Below are 20,373 nucleotides of genomic sequence, written 5' to 3'. Positions count from 1 at the left end.
AGAAGGGAGAAGGTGCCCGCCGCCATTGGCGGCAGGCCTTAAGGGTGCCTTTACAGGGTTACTGCCGGTACAGGCGCTTCGGTGCTGAGCAGCGAATCCGCAATCCGGATTGGAATGTTGCGGTAGGTGGTCACCTCTTCGCCTTCCAGCGTCGCAGACTTCAGCGGCACGGTGTTGGCGCGTCCCGTCGTCAGGCCACGGTCGGTGGACTGTTCGTCGAGAATTTCCATGACCTGGCGGTTCATGTAACACACGGTGCGGCCGCCCTTGGCGTTGATGCCGTAGGTCATGTACAGGCGGTAATAGGCCTGTCGCAGCAGCTTCCACAGGTCGACATTGCCGGCCATCATGTCGGACACATCGATATTGGCGATACGCGCCATGTAGCGATAATCCTTCACAAAGGCGCCCATGTGCCATTCAAAGGCGGTGACCTTGGCGTAATAGGTGTTGCCGTCATCGTCTTTTACCGGCTCTTCGCCCTTGTCCATCACTTCCACGCCGGCCTTTGTGCCTTCGGGGTAGAGCAGGGATGCAGCATGGTCTGCCCATGTCACGAACCAGATGGAGGTGTTGTCGCCACCGGTGCCACCGGCATTGATCACCTGGTTGGCGGCGTTAGGGCGCGTCGGATCGGGAATGTTGCTGTTATAGGCGCTGAAACGCGGCGCAAAACCCTTGAACTTCTCCGGCGTCTTGTCCGTGTCGTGGTAGAAAAGGCCGGTTGCCATTTCCTGGTTCATCGCTTCCAGGAAGGGTGCGCTGTCCACCAGTCGCTGCTTGGCCGGGTCCGGCGCCAGCTTCAACAGGCGGGTGTCGATTTCGGAGCGCGCTTCCAGAAAACCGGTGGTGTCATCCACCTGCTGCAGCGTGCTCTTGGATTTCTGCACACCCTTGTACAGTCGGCCCCAGCCAGCGGACGGCAGACCGGTGCGAATGGAGTGACGGTGAATGCCCTTGAGGTTGCACTGCGTGGCAATCGCATCTTTCAGAATGGGATTGTTCTGCGCCAGCAGTTCAAGAACGATGCCCTCGCCAGAGGCTTTGTGGGCGTCAATGAGGGTAGGTACGGTGCTACCAATGATAGCCATGTGTTATTTGCCCTTCGGTGCGTCGTTTGGAAAAAGAAGGTGAGCGGTTTCGGCCTTTCTGCCCCCGCCGTCTGCGCCTCCCGTTGGTGGGTTGTCCTCCCGGATCATCGATCCGACCTTTGCGAATATGCGGATAAGCTCGGGATGGTTGCCGCCGCCACTGGCGTTGAGGTATTCCCTCAAGGCAGGCGTGCCGAGCGTGGAAAGTGCGCGCTGGGCACTGGAAACCGTGCCCTGCCATTTGTGGCCGCCAATGTCGCGATCCCGACGCGCCTCATCTGCCCAGCCCTGAACACGGTTGGCCCAGTTTTCAGCCTGCGCCGCACCACGTCGTGATTGTGTTTCAATAAACTTGTCGGCCAGTTGCTGCGCCTGGCGTGTCGTCAGGCCCAGCTCCTTGAAGTCGCTGCCCATCGCATCCAGCAGCTCCTGGTCCACTTCCACGCCGTCTGGCATGGTGAGCGTATATTTGCCGTCATCGGGAACCGTATCGTCGGGGTCTTTGGCGGCATCATCCTTTGTGGCGTTGTCGCCGTCCTTGCCCTTGCCGTTGCCATCAACGTCGCCGAAATCATCTTCGCGATCGTCGTCATCGAAGTCGCCATTAACATTGCCAGCCGCATTGGCCTTGTCATCGGGAAACAGCACGGCCTCGGGTGAGGGCGCATTGGCCTCGTTACCACCGCCGCCAAAGCTGTCGCCTTCGGCATTAAACAGCAATGCGGCGCGGCCCAGCCACCTGTTACGCATCAACGTCATAGTCTTCGCCTTCCTCGCTGTCGGCACGGCGTTTCGCCGCTACCTTTTCTGCTTCCTTGAAATCAGCGATCGCCAGCAACAGCTTCGGATACATGGTGGGGTCGATGCTATCGAGCTTGGCGATCAGCGTTCGCCCGGCCCCCTGTCTGCCGAGGATGTAGTTCGTTGCGTTGGTCAGTTCCCCGGAATAGGCATCGCGGTAAACAGCGCATTGTTCCAGCATCCAGAACAGCACACGCTTGCCGGCATCGAGGGCAAAGACGTCACGAAACGCCGTCGTGATTTCATCACGCTCCGGGGTATGGGGGTGAGATGGTTGTTCGTTAAAATGGTCCATTAGCCTAGTCCAAGCTGGCGCAGCAGCGCGTTGCCATTGGGGTTTTCATTGGCGCTGGCCAAAAGTTCTGCGGCCTGTGCACCCTGGTTCAGCGCCGGTGCCATGGTCGCGGCCATTTCGGCGCTTTGCTGCGCCTGCGCCTGTTGCGCGCGGTGTTCACGCAGCGCCGCCACCTTGTCATCGGCAAGGATCATCGAAGGCGGCGCACCGATAGCCTCGATGTAAAGGTCAATCGCCTCGTCGGCATCCAGCTTGTCCAGCGCTTCCGGCCGTGCCCCGGCCAGCTGGCCAATAAACGCAACGCCGCGCTCAATCGGTCCGGTCGAAACTGCCTGCTGCGCCTGCGCCAGGGTGGAGATATATTCCACCTTCAGCTCCAGCCCCTGCAACTCTTCCGGTGGCGGCGGCAGTTCGTCGCGTGCCACCAGAATGTCATAGGTCCGGTCAATGGTTGGGCCCAGCTGGTCGCCAAACACGTTTTCCAGCACCGGTCCCAGCTGCAGCAGCTGTTCTTCCTTGCGCTGCGTCAGTTCAAACTGGTTGCGCGGCTGCACGCCTTCCATGTTGGTAATGGCAAAAAACAGATCGGCAAAAAACGTCCGGTCAATGCGGATCTGCGTTTCCCGGATGTCCTCGCGCAGTTCGGAAAGGCTCAGGTTCACTTCCATTGCCGGGCGAAAACCCTTGCCGGCGGGGTCGTCAACATAGTTCACCGCACCCGGCAACAGCGAGTTGGGGCTGTTCTGCATGGAGGTTGGCGCGTTCATCGGCGGGCGCACCTTTTTGTCGATGCCCTCCAGCTTGCGCATCTGCTCCAGCTGCAACATCCTGATGTCGGCCAGCGCCTTTTGCCCCGGCGAAAGGGAATAATGGTCGTCGTCGGAAAGCTCCCAGGCCGGCGCAATGATCGGGTTGCTGTCAAAGCCGCTTTCTTCCAAAAGCTCGGTGCCGATTTCATCCACCCAGTAATTGGAAAGGAACGGCTTGTTGCGCTTGTCGCGCATCGTCTCGTCGCGGTCGTAACGCGGCTCAATGGCGTGGTAGACGTCAAAACATTCGGAATATTTGGCCGTGTCATACAGGCCGCGAATGCGCTGCGGCACCTGCTCGTAACCGAAGCGCTCGACAATGCGCTGCACGTTCCAGCGAAACACCCGGTACAGCGTGGTGGCGCGGCCCTTGTGGTTGCGCGCCAGCCAGAACCGGCCATGCACCAGTTGCTGCACGCGAATAACCGTTTCCTCGTCTTCCACCAGAATGGCAACTGACTGGCCAAACTGGCCAAGGTCGCCATACCCCACATGGAAGGCGCGGTAGAGGTTGGATGCGGCAAACACCTCGCGCATCTTGTCCTGCACGGCGGCCAGATAGGCCTTTACCGCATCCACTTTTTTCAAGGCGGGATCAAATGTCGTCAGCCGGAACCACGGCCGGGCAGGCGAGGTCAGGCCGGAATGCATGCCGGACTTCAGCGTGTCGCAGGCATGTGTGCCGGTGCTGTCAATAATCTTGGCGCGGGTGCGTGGCCCCTCGCGGTCGCCACCAAGGCGCAACCGGGTCGGCTCAATGTAATCGGCCAGCGACCGCCACTCCGCTTCCCAGGGCTGGCGAAGCTGCTTCAGCTCCTCCAGGCGGCGACGGTGGTAGGCAATCTGGGTTTCGTCGGTTCGGCGGGTGTCTGCCATGTCTCAGGCTCCAAGCAATGTCTTTTTGCCATCCATGCCGGAAAGCGTCGGTGACAGCGTGTTGGCAAAGGTGCCAACGCCGGTACCGGAGGTCAGAATGGTGCTGGCAGAACCACGAATGCGGTCGGAGGTGCGCCGCGCCGCAGAACTCTGGCCCACGGCATAATCCGGCGTCTTCTGCTGCGCGTATTCCGGCGGCGCCTGAACAGTCGGGGTTTTCGGGGTCTTGAACATGCACATGAGCGTTATCCAATGTTGAGAAGAATAAGGATGAACACGGCAACCGGCACACCGGTATTGATGCCGCAAAGGGCCGCATGCAGAGCGCCATGCGCCCGCCGACCGGATGAAATTTGGGGGAGGTTTATGGTGGATTTTGCCGCCGGCTCAACAGCCAAACTGCCAGCCTGACTTGCCACGAGATTGCCAGTCGAGCCGGCCGCCAGATTGCCAGCCACCGCAGCACCGGCAACGGGCAAGGTGGAAAACATCGCAAGCCACAGGAAGAAATTGTCGGGGCTGAACAGCCACAAAAGCAGACACACGCAAAACAGCATCACGCAAAACAGCCGGCCATTGGCGGCGGCATTCTGCCGGCGGGCAATACTCACCGCCAGCACGTCACGGACTGCAACCGGGCTTTTGAATTTTATATCAATGTTGCTGCTGTTGTTGTCTGTCTGGCCGCTATCAGTCTGGCCGCTATCAATGGCCTGCCCATAATCCATAAATCCCGCTCCACCGGCCACTTCGGCCATCGGGTGGAGTGTTAGCGGTCAATGGTTGTGAGGGTGGAATGGGGGGCGTTTTGATCTGTAATTGGATGAATTACAGTAATTTTTTGACCTCAAATATGTTCAAGGGCTGACGGTTACTACGTGGGAGTACAAATATTCCAGTGATGCCTTTCGATTTATGCATAAAAGGCTAAAAATATGGACCTGAGCGTACCAAGTAATAAATATTACCCAACTTACGCTGATGTAAATTAAGCAAAAATTATTTGGGGAAAACACTGTTATGGACAATCATAAGTTTTAATTCTTGATTAAATGCTTAAAGCGCATTTTTTTGAGAAGAGAGATAAACTCATGGTCTACCGCAATAAAACATACATATGTTTTGATGGGGATAGAGATATGCGTTACTACCGTCTCATGACCGCATGGGCTGCAAATGAAAATTTTAGCTTCAATTTTTACAACGCACACGATTTGAATTACGCAAGAGACACTAGTCTCGAAGAAAGCATCAAACGGCAGCTACGTGAGCGATTTGCGAACTCCAAGCTTTTCTTGGTGCTTATTGGAAACAACACACGTTATCTCACCAAATTCGTAAAATGGGAAATGGAAGTAGCGCTCCGTCTTGGCCTACCAATCATTGGCGTGAATCTAAACGGAAGTCGTACAAAAGACGAACTTTGCCCACCCGCTATTCGCAATGAATTAGCGGTTTACGTCCCGTTCAGCGCGAAAATTCTTGAGTACGCTATGAAGAATTGGGCTGTGGATCATGCTCAATATAAGAGACAAAGCAAAGTCGGCGGGTATGAATACACGGCTCAGGTGTACAAGGCTTTAGGGTATTAACAGTGAATTATTTTTGGAAATCCATATTTACGTTTTCGTTCTGGCGTTATTCTTTGTTTTCTAAAGGAGCATTGGTAAGTATATTTTCTATTTCTGGTGCAATTTATCTTGGGATAGAAATGCTTGACTTCTTCAGTATGTATACAAAGGACAGATACAGTAGATATGTTATATTTATAATATTAGTAATTTCTGCGATTTTGACAGTCGCAACTCGGAGGCCTGTTGCAAGAATATCTTATAAAATACCCAAAAGAGATTTTTCCTATGATGTAATCATTGGAGATCTTCTAAAAACAAAATGTTCAAATGTCGTAATCAGTACAAACACTACATTCGACACAGATGTCGCAAGTGGCCTTATTTCTCCTGACAGTTTGCAAGGGCAATTAGCCTTCAGCTATTTCAACAGCAATACTGCGGAGATGGACAGACAAATATCTGAATCCCTCGAGGGGGTTGAAGCCGTTGAACATCCTTCGGGTATCGGGAAGAAGAAGCGCTATCCAATCGGGACGATTGCTAAGCTCCAGGCTCACGGGAAAACCTTCTTTTTTATCGCAATGTCTGAACTCAATGAAAAAGGAAATGCTCAATCTTCAGTCCGAATGGTTGATGATGCCGTTCAAGCACTTTGGGCCTATATAGCAGAGCGCGGAGAACTTGCTGATGTCGCTATGCCAATTATCGGGACTGGACGAGGAAGAATTCAGCTATCTAGAACAAAAATGATTGAAAGATTGGCGCAGTCCTTTGCGGACGCATCTGCCGATCGCGTTTTCAGCAATCGGTTGGCTATCTACATACACCCCACAGATGCATCCAAACACGCTGTCAACTTGTTTGAAATAAGGGATTATCTGGCAGTTAGCCTCCATGTCTGACATGCTCTTTGCACGGTTGGGGAGCCGTTGCGCGGGGTGAAGAGAAACCAACTATGGCTAAAAAATCGCGCGTTTCTGTAATAACTATCCTAGTAGCTGCGTCGGGCTGGATCGTTTCTTTGTTCATTGGTGTTCTGGAACTTCCATCCAAAATTAATTCGTTCATGCTGGAAGCTCCCAAAGCGAAGCAGGATGTTGTTGATTGGCTCAACTTTGATCAAGATTACACTGGTCACTGGACTAGTAGTGTCGAAGATTGGGTGGATGCTACGGAGGAGGAAAGGGCACTATCAACTGTTGCCGATGGGCCCATGAGAATGAGATTGCGAGTTTATGGCGGCCGGGTTGAGGGTGAGATTGAAACGGAAGGTCTTAAAGAGAGTTACATATTCAATAACCTTTTGCTGGAGGGCTCAGAGACTTCTGAGGGGTTAACGGTCTGGGCCTATGACTATGTCGACGGCAAGAAGCGGGGCTTCGCTGAGTTTCGACTAAAGCTGTTGGATGAAGAGCGACTGCCTCTAGCGATGGAAGTTGTTCAAGGCGGTATGGGATTGCCCGCTCAAGCGCGACTATACCGCACGTCAACCGATATATCTGAGCCAATCTATCGTCAGCCAAATATGGAGTTGCTAAAACGGGTAATAGAGCGGGGCAAACTCAATAGACCGTATAACGAAGATCAAAAAGTGGACTAAGTGAACGTTGACGACGATCGGAATATTATAACAGGCAGCTGCCATCCAGCCTGTGATACGTCGCGCTGTCTGCAATTGGTCGCCCCCTTGACTCCATCACAACATATCCAATAATCTGGATATATGGATAACACATCAGCAATAGCGGCGCTTGGCGCCTTGGCCCAGCCCACCAGGCTGGACACATTTCGTCTTCTGGTTCGACATGAGCCGGAAGGCGTTCCGGCCGGTGAGCTGGCGCGTCTTCTTGACGTGCCGCAAAACACCATGTCCGCCCATCTGGCCACCCTGTCGCGAGCCGGGCTGGTGCGCGGGGAGCGACACAGCCGCTCGATCATCTACCGGGCAGATCTGCAAGGTTTGAAAGAGCTGACCCTGTTTCTGCTGAAGGATTGTTGTGGCGGCTCGGCCGAGCTTTGCGCACCGCTGATTGCCGAATTGACGCCTTGCTGTGCGCCAGAGGCAAAACCGTGCTGAGCAGGGTTTAGCCGGTTCGGGTTGCTGCATTCGAACAATCTCACCGAAAACCACCTCAGGCGTTTTGACGACGAGGAAACAACAAAAATCACCGCGCGCCGTCACCGCGGCGCTCAAGGTCGTGTGTTCATTTTCACCGGGTCACGCTCGTTGCTGTGGCCCGCATAACAACTCCGGAAACTCCGCCTGATGTCGACTTTTGAACGTTATCTCACCCTCTGGGTTTTTCTCTGCATCATCGTGGGTGTCGCCCTCGGCCATCTGTTGCCCGGCGTATTCCACTTCGTTGGTGCGCTGGAAATGGCCAAGGTCAATTTGCCCGTCGCCATCCTGATATGGCTGATGATTATCCCGATGCTGATCAAGATCGACTTCCGCTCCCTGGCGCAGGTCGGCATCTATTGGCGCGGCATCGGCGTCACGCTGTTTATCAACTGGGCGGTCAAACCGTTTTCCATGGCACTGTTGGCATGGCTGTTTATCGGCTGGCTGTTCCGGCCGTATCTGCCGGGTGAGCAGATCGATTCCTACATTGCCGGGCTTATCATCCTTGCAGCCGCCCCCTGTACCGCCATGGTCTTTGTGTGGAGCAACCTCACACGCGGTGAACCGCTGTTCACGCTGTCGCAGGTCGCCGTCAATGACGCGATCATGATCGTGGCTTTTGCGCCCATTGTCGGCTTGCTGCTGGGCCTGTCGGCCATCACCGTGCCGTGGGACACGCTCATTCTGTCTGTTGGTCTTTACATCATTGTGCCTGTTATCATCGCGCAGGTTCTGCGTGCCCGCTTGACGCGGGATGGAACGACCAAGGCGCTGGATGCGATACTTGCAAAGCTGCAGCCGCTGTCGCTCATTGCCCTGCTGGTTACTCTTGTCCTGCTGTTTGGTTTTCAGGGGCAGCAGATCATTGCGCAGCCCATGATCATTGCGCTGCTGGCCGTTCCCATTCTCATTCAGGTCTATTTCAATTCGGCGCTGGCATATCTTCTGAACCGTCTGGTGGGTGAGCGCCATTGCGTTGCCGGCCCATCGGCACTGATTGGTGCCAGCAACTTCTTTGAACTCGCGGTTGCTGCGGCCATCAGCCTGTTCGGGTTTCAGTCTGGCGCAGCACTGGCAACCGTGGTCGGCGTGCTCATCGAGGTTCCGGTCATGCTGACTGTCGTCTGGGCCGTAAACCGCAGCAAACACTGGTACGAGGCTTCGCCCGCCGTCAGCAGAAACAAAGCTTGAAAGAAGGACATGATCATGGACGCCAAGATTTATCACAACCCGGCCTGCGGCACGTCGCGCAACGTGCTGGCCTTGATCCGCGCCGCCGGTATTGAGCCTGACGTGATTGATTATCTCAGCAACCCACCATCGCGCCAGCAGCTGGAAAAGCTCATCTCGGATGCCGGCCTGACCGTCCGTCAGTCGGTGAGAGAGAAGGGCACGCCATACGCCGAGTTGGGGCTGGATAATCCAGATGTGACCGACAGCGATTTGCTGGAGGCCATGCTGCAGCATCCCATCCTCATCAACCGACCCTTTGTCGTTACGCCCTTGGGCACACGGCTCGCCCGGCCGTCCGAGCTGGTGCTGGATATCCTGCCGGACAGTTTCAGCGGAGCCTTCTTCAAGGAAGACGGCGAACAGGTTCTCGATCAGGAAGGAAAGCGCCTTGTCTGATCCATTGTCTGATCCATTCCCCGCTCTGCAACTGCCGCATCTTCACCAGCCAGATATTGATGCCCTGCGTCCAGCCTTTTCCACGCACAAGCCGCGCATTCTCATCCTTTACGGCTCGCTGCGCGAGGTGTCCTACAGCCGCCTTTTGGCGAAAGAGGCTGGCCGGCTGCTGGAGGAACTGGGCTGCGAGGTCAAAATCTTTGATCCCGCCAGCCTGCCACTGCCAGATGAAGCGCCGGTCAGCCACCCCAAGGTACAGGAATTGCGGGATTTGACGCAGTGGTCGGAAGGCCAGGTCTGGGTCAGCCCGGAGCGTCACGGCGCCATGACCGGCATCATGAAGGCGCAGATAGACTGGATACCGCTGTCGCTTTGCTCCATTCGCCCCACGCAGGGCAAAACCCTTGCTGTCATGGAAGTGTCCGGCGGCAGCCAGTCGTTTAACGCGGTCAACCAGATGCGCATTCTCGGCCGCTGGATGCGGATGATCACCATTCCCAACCAGTCATCGGTCGCCAAAGCCTATCAGGAATTTGACGCCGATGGCCGCATGAAACCATCGTCCTATTATGACCGGGTGGTGGATGTCTGCGAAGAACTGGTCAAGTTCACGCTTCTCACGCGGGATGCCTCGTCCTACCTGACAGACCGTTACAGCGAGCGCAAGGAACAGGCGCTGGAGCTGGAAAAGCGCGTGTCGCTGAAGTCGATATAGGCAAACAGTGTCAGCCAGCACCTGATCTGTTCAGGTGCCGACGCGCGGGGTGCGCGGCCAACCGTCGCTCCGCCGCCTGTCAGATGGCGCTTTTGTCCCGCACAGATGCAGCAACTGCCATGAAGGCGATGATGCCAAGCGCGCCAATCATTGAAATCACGAACAGGGAGAGGGTGGTTCCAATTCGGTCCATGGCGGCGGCAAATAAAAATGGTGCCGCTGCTCCCGTTGCCAGCCGCGCACCGGCCATCTTGCCGGTTATTGCGCCGTAACCGGCAGATCCGAACAGATAAAGCGGCAGACTGCCTTGCGCGATGCTGTTGATGCCGGAACCAAGCCCAACACAGATTGCAAAGGCCACCGCGCCGGGCAACCAGTCGCCAGACAAGCCAAGAACAACCACACCAAGCACGATGAAGCTGGCGGAGACTATCGCCAGTGCAGGCGGCGCTAAACGTTGCCCAAAAACCATGTTGATCAGGCGGCTCAACACCTGTGCAGGGCCAAACAGCGCGCCAATGGCCACCGCAGCACTTCCAAGGCCGATTGCTCCAAGCATTGGCACCATATGGGCAAGAATGGACGCAATGGTAAAACCCGTCAGAGAAAAGGCAAGGGAAACCAACACAATGCCGCGACGTCGGGCCTGTGGCGCAAGCGCGCCGGGCACTGCGTCGCCGTTTCCAATTCTGTTCTGCTGGTCGTCCTTCTTTCCGCTTCGTTTTATCCAGTAATGTAACGGCATACACACGGTGAGGTTCAGAACGGCAAAAACCACATAGATTTGCCGCCAGGATAGATAGGCCGTCAGCATGGCGGCAATCGGCCAGAATATGGTGGAGGCAAAACCGGCCACCAGTGTCAGGTAGGTGATGCTGCGCGAGGCTGTGCGGGGCTGGCTTTCCACAAGCGTTGCAAAGGCGGCCTGGTATTGAACCATGCCGGAAAACACCTCCATCAGCACAATCGTCAGCGCAAAAATTGCAACGGAAGGCGACCATGCGCAGGCTGCAAGGGTCAGCGCTGCAAGGGCAGAGCCCAGCGTCATCACGCTTGCCGCACCAATTCGGTCCATATGCCTGCCAATGAACGGGGCAGACAGGCCGCCAATGAACAGGGCAATGGAGAAGATCGCAAACACCTGCTCCAGGCTTATGCCCAAATCACTCGCCATTGCCGGCGCCAGAATGCTGAAGGAGTAGTAAAGGGTGCCATAACCGACGATCTGCGTGACACCAAGGGCAGAAACAACACCTGCCGGAACCCTGTTTGCGGCCAATGACCTATTCCTTTGCCGGTTTATAAGTCGTTGGAATTAGAGACTGGGGCCTGCTCGAACGACCCGGCAATGTCCGGATTTCCCGCGCAGCAATCTTCCAGAAGAAAACGCGCCAGCCCGCCTAGCGCATCAAAACGGGCGGTGTAGATAATGGAACGGGCCTCGCGTTGTTGCGCAATCAGCCCGGCGCGGTCCAGCTCTTTGAGATGAAAGGACAGGTTGGAGGGCGATACGTCCAGCTGCTGGGAAATTGCTCCGGCTGCCATGCCCTCAGGGCCGGCCACCACCAGCATTCGCACAATCTTCAGCCGTGTTTCCTGAGACAAAGCCCCGAATGCGGCCAGCGCCTGCATTTCTTCCATTTTTCAATAATCCTTGAACTATTGAAATGAGATTTAGCGAAGATGATGGTCTTCGGCAAGTGGCCGACGGCTTTGGCTCAAGCAATTTCAGGAAACAAAAAACCGGGGCGAAATCCGCCCCGGTTTCATCTCTCAAACCGCCACTTGGTTTAGTGCAGCGAAGCGCTGGCCGCTTCGCGCTCCGCCTTGTCGTGCAGGGCGTAGCGGTCAATCATGTCGGCACTGGCGCGGTTAAAGCCGATAACTTCGACATCCGTGCCGTTGCGACGGAATTTGATCACCACCTTGTCCAGTGCACCAACCGCGGTAATGTCCCACAGATGCGCCTGGCTCACATCGATTTTCACCTTGTCGGCCGGTGTCGCAAAGTCGAATGCGGATATGAAACTCTCCGCCGAGGCAAAGAAAATCTGCCCTTCAACCGTATAGGTCACGGTGCCATTTGCGTCTTTCGGTGACGCCTTGACGCTGAATAGCTTGGCCACCTTTCCGGCAAAGAAAATGCCAGACAACATCACGCCCACAATCACGCCCTTGGCCAGATCATGGGTCATAAGAACCGTTGCCACGGTCGCCAGCATCACGATGGAGGAGGAAAGCGGGTTTTTCCTGAGGTCCAGCACCGAGCGCCATTTGAAGGTGCCGATCGATACCATGATCATCACCGCCACCAGTGCGGCCATGGGGATAATCCGCACCAGGTCATTCAACGCCACGATCAGAAACAGCAGAAACGCACCGGCCACAAAGGTGGAAAGGCGTCCGCGCCCGCCGGAGGACACGTTGATGACCGACTGGCCAATCATCGCGCAGCCACCCATGCCGCCAATAAAGGCCGAGGCAATATTGCTGGCACCCTGGCCAAGGCATTCCTGGCTTTTGTTGCTGGGCGTGTCGGTCATGTCATCAACAATCTGCGCCGTCAGCAGGCTTTCCAGCAGGCCAACTGCCGCAAGCGTTATGGAGTATGGGAAAATGATCTGCAGCGTTTCCAGCGTAAACGGCACATCAGGTATCATGAAATGAGGTAGGCTGTCGGGCAGCGCGCCAAGGTCACCCACCGTGCGCACATCCATGCCGGTAAACCACACGATGAGGGTAATGATGACGATGGAAACCAGCGGCGAGGGCACCGCCTTGGTAATGTAAGGAAACAGGTAGATGATGGCCAGACCCCCGGCAATCATCACATAGGTGGCAACCGGCACGCCAATCAGCTCTGGCAACTGCGCCATGAAGATCAGCACGGCCAGCGAATTGACAAACCCTGTGATCACGGAGCGGGAAACAAAGCGCATCACCCGGCCAATTTTGGCAAGCCCGGCAATGATCTGGATGATGCCCATCAGGATGGTGGCGGCAAACAGATATTGCAGGCCGTGTTCTTTCACCAGCGTCACCATGACCACGGCGGTTGCGGCCGTGGCGGCAGAAATCATGCCCGGGCGGCCGCCGGTAATGGCGCTCACACAGGCAATGGCAAACGAGGCATAAAGGCCAACGCGTGGGTCAACGCCGGCAATAACGGAAAAGCCGATAGCCTCTGGAATAAGCGCAAGCGCCACAACAATGCCAGAGAGAATATCGCCACGAATGTTCGAGAACCATTCCCGACGGTAGGCTGAAAAATTGATCATGATTTTGGTTTTCACAGTAAGGGGCAACGGGCCAAACCGAAGTCGGGTCCATAAACAATGATGAAGTTGCGTTGCTGTGTTGTCTGGCGGATCGGCGGCCAGAAGAGCCACCCGGAATTTCACCGGGTCCTTGTGGATGCGTTTTATTAGCGTGGATCACGGGCAGATGCAACAAAGCGTGTGCAGACCGTCCGTCAGTTCACCATGGTGTTTTTCACACGCACTGAGGCGCGTGTGTACCAGACCCAAAGACCGCCAAAGAAGACCTGTGGAAACAGCTCGCGGAGTTCGCCTACGGTCAACAGATCGGAAAAACCACCGCCCAGCAGGCTACCGGCAATGGCAAGGCCGAGGATGAACAGCACTGGCGTTAACAACCATTGATAGAAAAACAGATCAACGAAGATCCGCTTTTTGTTGAGGCCCGCCCAAAGAACGGTCAACCCAAGCGCCAGCTGCACAATGTTCATGGCAACGTCGGTAAAAATGACAAAGCTTATGTTGGGAACGTCCCACAGTCCGTCATAACCTTTGAAATTTAGATGCGCCGAAAGTACGATGTTCAAAATGCCAAAGGTCTGCAGCACCAGCAAGACAACCAACCAGCCGCCAATACCCTCAAGCTCCGAGTTGCCCTTGGTGGGGTCCGTATTGTCCGTGGCCCGCGCGCTGCGCGATTTTCTGACAATCACCGCTATGCCGCCAAGGATGGCCAGCAGAATGATCCAGTGCCAGATAGAAAAAGCGCCCATAATTCCCCCGACTGACCGCCGTCCCTCAGTTCACCATGGTGTTTTTCACACGCACCGAAACGCGTATGTACAACAGCCATAGACCGCCAATGATCAGATTGACGATCAGTTGAAGCACCATCTCGCCAGTCAGCAATCGCTCTGCCGGTATCCCAAGCGCGACAGAGATAAATGTGAGGTTGAGGACGAGCACGATCGGTGATGCCAACCACTGGAAGAAGAACATGCGCTTGAACACATGTAGTTTTTTGAAAAGCGTGAAGGTTGTGGCGATAATGACCGTTGCCAGGCACAGATTAAGCGCAAGCTCGAAATAGGCTGCCACACTCGCGCCCGGTATATTGATGAGGCTATCAGGCGCGCTCGACATGTCTGCCGCGTTGCCCAGCATCTGGATGGTGATCAAAACCTGCCAAACGGCCAGAACGGCCAACCAGCCTCCGATACCGCGCAGTTCAGGCTTGCCGTCCGGTCCATACTTTCGACCTGACGTCACAAGCCCGACGATGCCACCAATGATCGCCAGCAGAATGATCCAGTGAAAGATTGAAAAAGCGCCCATGATTCCCCCAAAATTATCAGCGCAACCATCTATTGCAACCGTGAATAAAACACAAACGTGCGGATGTGTTTGGCGCGGGTTCGTGCGTTATCAGACCGATCGTTGGTTCAATCCTTGGTTCAGGCATGTACGTGGCAATAGGCCTCAAACTCCCGTGCCACGGCCGTTCTGTGCCTTTCCTTGTGGCGCAGCAGCGTAAAACGGCGTGGCGGCAGGTCAAAATCCAGCACCTGCAGTTGGCCGTTTTCCAGGAAAGGCGACACGATCATCTGCGACAGCGCGGTCACGCAGCCGCCTTGCAAAACGGCGGTTAATAGCGCCTCGTTGGAGGGCAGCACGAAACGAATGTCCAGCGCGTGCGGGTCGATGGCCTGCTCTTTCAGTGCCTGTTCCAGCACGGACCGTGTGCCGGATCCCTGTTCGCGCATGATCCATTTCAGCGACGTCAGCGCATCATCTTGCTGGACAGCGCCGGCCTTGGACACCACCACCAACTTGTCGCTGGTGATCGTGGCGGTGGAAAGCAGGGGCTCATCCAGCGCACCTTCTATAAAGCCCAGTTCCGCATCGCCGTTGATCACAGCTGCCGCAACCGTTGCCGTATTGCCAATCGTCATGTTCAGCTGAATGCCGGGATAGCTGGCGGAAAACCCCAAGAGCCGCGAAGGCAGCCAGTAATTGGCAATGGTCTGGCTGGCCTGAACATCCAGGCTGCCGGTGTTCAGCTTGCCAAGCTCCGCCAGCACCGACTCGGTTTCTTTCACCCGCGCCAGCGTTTCCTTGGCTTCTTTCAGCAACACTCTGCCTTCTCGGGTCAACTGAATGCCGCGCCCAACCCGGTCAAACAGTTTGACGGCATAAAACGTCTCCAGCGCCTTGATGGAAGCACTGACGGCAGAGGGCGTCAGCCGCAGCGCGTTGGCGGCTTGCGTCAGGTGTTGCCGTTCTGCGGTGGCGACAAAAATTATCAGCTGTTCAAAGGTCATGAGCAATCGTTCGTTTTTATCGAATGAAATGTCAAATATTATTCGATATACGCAAACGAAGTGGATGAATATTCTCTCAGATGTAAGTGATTTGGGAGTTTATTTTGCCTGTTCGGTCTCTGTTGGAAATTGGCCCCGGTCTTGTTCTTGCTGTTGGCATCACTTTTGCCGCGCAGGGGCTGGTTGCGGTTGAAAAGGCCGTGCTGGGTCATGAACTGGTGGATGCCCTGGTCATTGCCATCATTCTTGGCACGCTGCTGCACACCTGTTTCGGCCTTGCGCCGTTCCTCAAGGCCGGGGTCGATTTCTCCGCCAAGTTCGTATTGGAAATTGCCATCGTGCTGCTGGGTGCGTCGGTCAGCCTTGCCACCATTGCCGATGCCGGCAGCCTGATGATTGGCGTGGTGGCCTGCACGGTCATCCTGTCGCTGATTGCCAGTTACAGCCTCTGCCGTTTGCTGGGCCTGCCGGACCAGCTGGCAACGCTGGTTGCCTGCGGCACCTCCATCTGCGGCAATTCGGCCATTGTCGCCGCAGCCCCGGTCATCGGTGCAAAGTCGGATGATGTCGCAGCCTCCATTGCCTTTACCGCTGCCCTTGGCGTGGTGGTCGTGCTGCTGCTGCCATCGCTGTTTCCGGTTTTCCCGGTCAGTGAATGGCAATATGGCGTTTTTGCCGGCATGACGGTTTATGCAGTGCCACAGGTGCTGGCCGCCACCGCACCGGTCGGTGCCGCCAGTGTGCAGATCGGCACGCTGGTCAAGCTGATGCGCGTGTTGATGCTGGGGCCAGTCGTGCTGCTGTTGCGCCTGTTTAAGGGCGGTGCCGCCATGCAGGGAGAACGGCTGTCACTTGCCCGTCTGGTGCCGTGGTTCATCATCGGCTTTTTCCTCACCATGGGCCTGCGCAGCCTTGCCATCATTCCTGATACTGCCGTGGATGTCGCCAAGGGCGGCTCGGCCATTCTCACCACAGTGTCCATGGCGGCCCTTGGTCTGTCGGTCAACATGCGCACGGTCTTTGCCTCTGGCGGCCGGGTGCTGGTGGCCGGCATCCTGTCGCTTGCCGCTTTGGGTGCACTCGGTGTCGCCGGGCTGATGATGTTTCATGCGCAATAAGCGTATCTGAAACAAGGGCAGGGGCGGTCTGCCGCCCCGGCGGAATTGACAAAGTCAGGGGAAAATGGTTTTCCGGTGGTCAAGGTTTCGTGCACCTGCCGCCTGCAGACGTAATGTCCCGGTGAAGCCCGATTTAAAACCCTTCTCACCCTCGATGCATTTCGTTGGTGGCAACGCAGGCTCCCATCACATATCGAAATGCCTCATCTGAGGAGTGAGTGATGTCGCAAAGACCATCACCGGATAATCATTTCCTGACCGCGCCCTTGGGCAAGGTCTTCGCCACAACAGCCATTCCCATGGCGGTGGTCATGACCATGAACGGCTTGCTCGGCATCATCGATGCCGCTTTTCTCGGTCAGTTTGTCGGGGCAGATGCCATCACCGCCATTGGCATATCCTTTCCCGTGCTCATGCTGGCCATTGCCCTGTCGACACTGGTCAGCAGCGGCATGTCCAGCATGTTTGCCCGCCAGCTGGGGCGTGGCGCCAGGGCAGACGCCGCGGCCACCTTTGCCAGCGCTCACGGACTTGCGCTGGTTCTGGGTCTGGCACTTGCGCTGATGTTTCTGCTGGGCGGTCCGGCCTTTGCGCGCCACATGGCCGGTGCCGATCCTGTCGTGGCAGACATGGTCTGGCAATTTCTTATGATATCGCTGGCAGGCAGCCCGGTGCAATTCGTGCTGGCCCTGCATGCCGATGCCTGGCGCAATGAAGGGCGGGCCGGCAGCATGGCATTGCTGTCGCTGGGTGTCACCGCGCTCAACATTCTGCTCAACTACGTGCTTATCGTGTTGTGCGGTTTGGGCGTGGCGGGTTCTGCCTGCAGCACGGTGCTGGCGCAAATCATTGGCCTTGCGCTGTTGCTGGAAGGGCGCAGACGCAGCCCCACCTTGCTGCCGCTTTCCAGCCTGTGGCAGCACGGCTGGGTTGGCAACTGGCGGCAATTTGTGGCGCTTGGCGCACCGGTCAGTCTCAGCTTCATTGGCATGGCCTTTACCGCAACCTGTGTGCTGGCCGTCTTGTCGCAGCAAGGCGCGGCACACCAAAGCGAGATACAACAGGGCCAGGGGCAATTGCACACCATGGCCGCCTATGGTGTCATCACCCGCATTCTCGGTTTTGCCTTCCTGCCCATGATGGCGCTTGGCCTGTCCATGCAAAGCATCGCCGGTAACAATGCCGGTGCCGGGTTTTATCATCGTGCCGGACGTGTGGCAGCCATTGCCGCCGCCACGGCCCTTGTTTACGGCGCGGTGGTGGAACTTGTGCTGCTGTCCCAATCCCATGTCGTGGCGTCAATCTTCATGACGGACATGCAGGTTATCGCTGAAGTCAGCCGCATAGTGCTGCCAATGATGGCGCTTTACCTGCTGTCAGGGCCGGTCTTTATGTTCGGGCTTTATTGTCAGGCCATTGGCCAACCCGCCCGGGCTGGCTTGCTCACCCTGACCAAATCCTTCGTCCTGTTACCGGGTCTCATCATAGCTTTGGCCTTGTTGACCACGGCAAATTCCATCTGGTTTGCCTATCCGGCAGCGGAGGCCATCGTCACGGCAATAGCCATCTGGCTGCTTGTAAAAACAGACAATCGGGCCGCACGGCTCGGGGGCGTCAGCTAGCGGGGCAGGTGGATTTGACCTCCGGCGGCGGTTCGCTGCCGCCGGAACCCGGGCAAATCGCTGCGACCAAATGTCAACTGCCAACGCCCGCCATTGCGGGCGGGGCAAAATTGCTTACTTTGTAACGTCTTAAAATTGCAAAATGAGTCGTTGCACAAGCCTTGCCGTTTGTACGCAAGACTACAAATCTTAAGGGACCGAGGTCTGCGGTGACAGCACGCGTTCCTCCTGCTAACAAACTGAATATGAAGTGTAATGGGCCACGGAGCGCCACTGCCAGATGATGACATCAGACGCGGAATATAACGGGCAAGACGGTGTCTTCGCCTTCATTGGTTCAGGCGGGCTGGCAGGTCAACTCATCCGTTCCATTGACTGGGCGGCAACATCTGTCGGAGATGCGTCGACTTGGCCCGCAGCCTTGAAGGCCGCGTTGTCGATCTGCCTCGGTTCCAACGCACCCTGTGCGGTGTTGTGGGGCGCGGAAAACATACTGTTTTACAACGACGCATATGTGCCGGTGCTGGCCGAACGCCATCCCGCCGCCATGGGAAAACCTGCTGCCGATGTATGGCCGGAATTGTTTCCTGCCGTGGGCGAAAGGCTCAAGCGTGTCATGGCGGGTGAAGGACTGAGCGAACGCCGGCAGCCAATGACTTTCAGCCGGTCAGGCAAAAGCGTTGAAACCTTCTGGGACTACGCCTACACGCCGATCAGAACCGAAACCGGCAGCATCGGCGGTATCTTCATCAATGTCTCTGACGTCACGGATGTTGTGCTGAATGAACGTCGCCTCACGCAACGGGCGCAGCAACAGCAGACGATGTTCCAGAAAATGCCGGGTTTTGTCGCCGTTCTGCGCGGCGAAAACCACATCTATGAATATGCCAATGATGCGTACCGCGATATTACCGGTGGACGGGACCTTATCGGCCTTCCGGCGAAGCTGGCACTGCCTGAACTGGAAGGACAGGGCGTCTTCGAAGTACTGGACCGGGTCTATGCCGAGGGCAATGCATTTTCCGCCTCCGGCATGAAGGTCAGGCTTGGAGGCGAGGCAAAGGATCGATTTATCGATTTCGTGTTTCAGGCACTGCATGACGAAACCGGCAATGTCACTGGCATATTCGTCGGTGGCCATGAAGTGACCGCCCATATCGAAGCCCAGCGCGCATTGTCCGTTCGTGAGCGAGAGTTGCAAACACTCACCGATGCGCTGCCGGTTCTTATCTCCTATGTCGACAAGGAAGAGCGCTACCAGTTCGTCAACAAGTTCTATGAGACCTGGTTTCCAAGAAAGCGGGAATCGCTCATCGGCAAGACCTTGCTTGAGGTGGTTGGGCCGGATGCCTACGCCAAGGTCAAGCACTGGGTTGATGCGGCGCTGGCCGGTGAGCGCCTGCATTTCGAACAGCGCATGCCGTATTCCACGACCTCGCACCGCGACATCAGCGTGGAGTATATTCCGCGTGTCAGCGGCAGTGGCAAGGTTGAAGGCTTTTATACGCTGGTGCAGGACATCTCGGAAATCAAGGCGGTGGAAGCCCGCCAGCGCGAACTTACCAACGAGCTTTCCCATCGCATCAAGAACTCGCTGGCCATGGTACAGGCCATTGTCAGCCAATCTCTGCGCAATGCCGATGACACCAGCCTGGCACAGGAGGTCATCTCCGCACGGCTTTCTGCCATGTCCCGCGCGCAGGACATCTTGACCAATACCAACTGGGCATCGGCAGATATCCGCGAAGTGCTGGATATGGCGCTGAAACCCTATCTCGGTGGCGGTGACCGCTTTTCCTTTGTTGGTCCATCCATCCGCCTTTCGGCGCAGCAGGGGCTGGGATTATCGCTGGCAATTCATGAGCTTGCCACCAATGCCACCAAATATGGCTCACTGTCGGTCATTGAAGGAACCATAGAAATTCAGTGGTCGGTCAGCGAGGATGGCGATTTCGTCTTCGACTGGGTGGAAGTGGGCGGTCCCACCGTCGTTGCACCGAAGAAAAAGGGCTTTGGCTCGCGGCTGATAGAACGCAGCGTCGCCCCGTATTTTGAAGGTGCCTGCACCTTGTCCTACCTGCCGTCAGGTGTACGATTTAATCTGGTCGGCAAAATCCTTCACGAATGATCCTGGCTGACTGCC

The 20,373-nt window shown here is 56.2% G+C and carries 22 protein-coding genes and 1 other annotated feature; of the genes, 10 read left to right on the top strand and 12 right to left on the bottom strand.

Translation table 11 applies throughout. The annotated features are described in order from the left end of the window. Positions 1-50: 50 nt before the first annotated feature. Genes M2418_RS11100 through M2418_RS11075 form a run of 6 tightly spaced genes read right to left on the bottom strand, consistent with a single transcriptional unit; the run spans position 51 to position 4,600 of the window. On the bottom strand, positions 51-1,091 hold the full coding sequence (locus M2418_RS11100) for a major capsid protein (protein ID WP_259146473.1): 1,041 nt from the start codon (positions 1,089-1,091) through the stop codon (positions 51-53). 3 nt (positions 1,092-1,094) lie between these two features. Further along, the gene (locus M2418_RS11095; protein WP_259146472.1) at positions 1,095-1,850 is read right to left on the bottom strand and encodes a hypothetical protein; all 756 of its coding nucleotides are present in this window, start codon (positions 1,848-1,850) and stop codon (positions 1,095-1,097) included. Next, positions 1,834-2,187, bottom strand: a complete 354-nt coding sequence (locus M2418_RS11090) for a hypothetical protein (RefSeq protein WP_259146471.1) — start codon at positions 2,185-2,187, stop codon at positions 1,834-1,836. The genes M2418_RS11095 and M2418_RS11090 overlap by 17 nt, the downstream gene beginning before the upstream one ends. Beyond that, positions 2,187-3,872 carry a portal protein gene (locus tag M2418_RS11085; RefSeq protein WP_259146470.1) on the bottom strand — a complete coding sequence of 562 codons (1,686 nt, stop codon included), beginning with the start codon at positions 3,870-3,872 and terminating at the stop codon, positions 2,187-2,189. Before M2418_RS11085 ends, M2418_RS11090 begins: the two co-directional genes overlap by 1 nt. A 3-nt stretch (positions 3,873-3,875) precedes the next feature. After that, positions 3,876-4,106 carry a hypothetical protein gene (locus tag M2418_RS11080; RefSeq protein ID WP_246788273.1) on the bottom strand — a complete coding sequence of 77 codons (231 nt, stop codon included), beginning with the start codon at positions 4,104-4,106 and terminating at the stop codon, positions 3,876-3,878. Positions 4,107-4,117: 11 nt separating this feature from the next. Then, positions 4,118-4,600, bottom strand: coding sequence for a hypothetical protein (locus M2418_RS11075; protein ID WP_259146469.1), 483 nt, complete (start codon positions 4,598-4,600; stop codon positions 4,118-4,120). Positions 4,601-4,924: 324 nt separating this feature from the next. Between M2418_RS11075 and M2418_RS11070 the strand changes: the two genes are divergently transcribed. From M2418_RS11070 to arsH, 7 genes are all read left to right on the top strand, one after another. Beyond that, positions 4,925-5,464, top strand: a complete 540-nt coding sequence (locus M2418_RS11070) for a TIR domain-containing protein (protein WP_310503193.1) — start codon at positions 4,925-4,927, stop codon at positions 5,462-5,464. A 2-nt stretch (positions 5,465-5,466) separates the two neighbouring features. Further along, positions 5,467-6,348, top strand: coding sequence for a macro domain-containing protein (locus tag M2418_RS11065; protein WP_259146467.1), 882 nt, complete (start codon positions 5,467-5,469; stop codon positions 6,346-6,348). Positions 6,349-6,401: 53 nt separating this feature from the next. Beyond that, positions 6,402-7,046: a hypothetical protein gene (locus tag M2418_RS11060; RefSeq protein ID WP_259146466.1), complete on the top strand. Its 645-nt coding sequence runs from the start codon at positions 6,402-6,404 to the stop codon at positions 7,044-7,046. A 123-nt stretch (positions 7,047-7,169) separates the two neighbouring features. After that, positions 7,170-7,523, top strand: a complete 354-nt coding sequence (locus tag M2418_RS11055; protein ID WP_259146465.1) for a helix-turn-helix transcriptional regulator — start codon at positions 7,170-7,172, stop codon at positions 7,521-7,523. Positions 7,524-7,712: 189 nt separating this feature from the next. After that, complete coding sequence (gene arsB, locus M2418_RS11050; RefSeq protein ID WP_259146464.1) at positions 7,713-8,759, top strand: ACR3 family arsenite efflux transporter; 1,047 nt, start codon at positions 7,713-7,715, stop codon at positions 8,757-8,759. 9 nt (positions 8,760-8,768) lie between these two features. After that, positions 8,769-9,197, top strand: a complete 429-nt coding sequence (gene arsC / locus M2418_RS11045) for an arsenate reductase (glutaredoxin) (protein WP_259146463.1) — start codon at positions 8,769-8,771, stop codon at positions 9,195-9,197. After that, the gene (gene arsH / locus M2418_RS11040) at positions 9,172-9,912 is read left to right on the top strand and encodes an arsenical resistance protein ArsH (RefSeq protein ID WP_259146676.1); all 741 of its coding nucleotides are present in this window, start codon (positions 9,172-9,174) and stop codon (positions 9,910-9,912) included. The genes arsC and arsH overlap by 26 nt, the downstream gene beginning before the upstream one ends. A gap of 79 nt (positions 9,913-9,991) precedes the next feature. Here arsH and arsK read toward each other — a convergent pair whose 3' ends face one another. From arsK to M2418_RS11010, 6 genes are all read right to left on the bottom strand, one after another. Further along, complete coding sequence (arsK, locus tag M2418_RS11035; protein WP_259146462.1) at positions 9,992-11,191, bottom strand: arsenite efflux MFS transporter ArsK; 1,200 nt, start codon at positions 11,189-11,191, stop codon at positions 9,992-9,994. 20 nt (positions 11,192-11,211) lie between these two features. Beyond that, positions 11,212-11,553: a helix-turn-helix transcriptional regulator gene (locus M2418_RS11030; RefSeq protein ID WP_259146461.1), complete on the bottom strand. Its 342-nt coding sequence runs from the start codon at positions 11,551-11,553 to the stop codon at positions 11,212-11,214. A gap of 149 nt (positions 11,554-11,702) precedes the next feature. Next, the gene (locus M2418_RS11025) at positions 11,703-13,190 is read right to left on the bottom strand and encodes a SulP family inorganic anion transporter (protein WP_259146460.1); all 1,488 of its coding nucleotides are present in this window, start codon (positions 13,188-13,190) and stop codon (positions 11,703-11,705) included. A 77-nt stretch (positions 13,191-13,267) separates the two neighbouring features. Beyond that, positions 13,268-13,323: a sequence feature (sul1 is cis-regulatory element that is thought to sense ions involved in sulfur or methionine metabolism; They are found in Alphaproteobacteria), on the bottom strand. A gap of 61 nt (positions 13,324-13,384) precedes the next feature. Next, a complete protein-coding gene (locus tag M2418_RS11020; protein WP_259146459.1) occupies positions 13,385-13,942 on the bottom strand; it encodes a DUF2569 family protein in 558 nt (185 codons plus the stop codon). A 25-nt stretch (positions 13,943-13,967) separates the two neighbouring features. Further along, complete coding sequence (locus M2418_RS11015) at positions 13,968-14,504, bottom strand: DUF2569 domain-containing protein (protein ID WP_259146458.1); 537 nt, start codon at positions 14,502-14,504, stop codon at positions 13,968-13,970. A gap of 119 nt (positions 14,505-14,623) precedes the next feature. Next, positions 14,624-15,490: a LysR substrate-binding domain-containing protein gene (locus M2418_RS11010; protein ID WP_259146457.1), complete on the bottom strand. Its 867-nt coding sequence runs from the start codon at positions 15,488-15,490 to the stop codon at positions 14,624-14,626. Between the two features lie 104 nt (positions 15,491-15,594). Here M2418_RS11010 and M2418_RS11005 point away from each other — a divergent pair, with 104 nt between their 5' ends. The 3 genes from M2418_RS11005 to M2418_RS10995 all read left to right on the top strand — a co-directional run bounded on the left by M2418_RS11005 (position 15,595) and on the right by M2418_RS10995 (position 20,358). Continuing rightward, a complete protein-coding gene (locus M2418_RS11005) occupies positions 15,595-16,608 on the top strand; it encodes a YeiH family protein (RefSeq protein ID WP_259146456.1) in 1,014 nt (337 codons plus the stop codon). Positions 16,609-16,829: 221 nt separating this feature from the next. Continuing rightward, positions 16,830-18,230: an MATE family efflux transporter gene (locus M2418_RS11000; protein WP_259146455.1), complete on the top strand. Its 1,401-nt coding sequence runs from the start codon at positions 16,830-16,832 to the stop codon at positions 18,228-18,230. A 280-nt stretch (positions 18,231-18,510) separates the two neighbouring features. Further along, positions 18,511-20,358 carry a PAS domain-containing protein gene (locus M2418_RS10995; protein WP_259146454.1) on the top strand — a complete coding sequence of 616 codons (1,848 nt, stop codon included), beginning with the start codon at positions 18,511-18,513 and terminating at the stop codon, positions 20,356-20,358. Positions 20,359-20,373: the final 15 nt, after the last annotated feature.

Origin of the sequence: Rhizobium sp. BIGb0125, assembly GCF_024810055.1 — a bacterium.
In the GTDB taxonomy this organism is placed as follows: Bacteria; Pseudomonadota; Alphaproteobacteria; order Rhizobiales; family Rhizobiaceae; genus Agrobacterium.
This window is presented reverse-complemented; position numbering and strand designations above follow the sequence as displayed.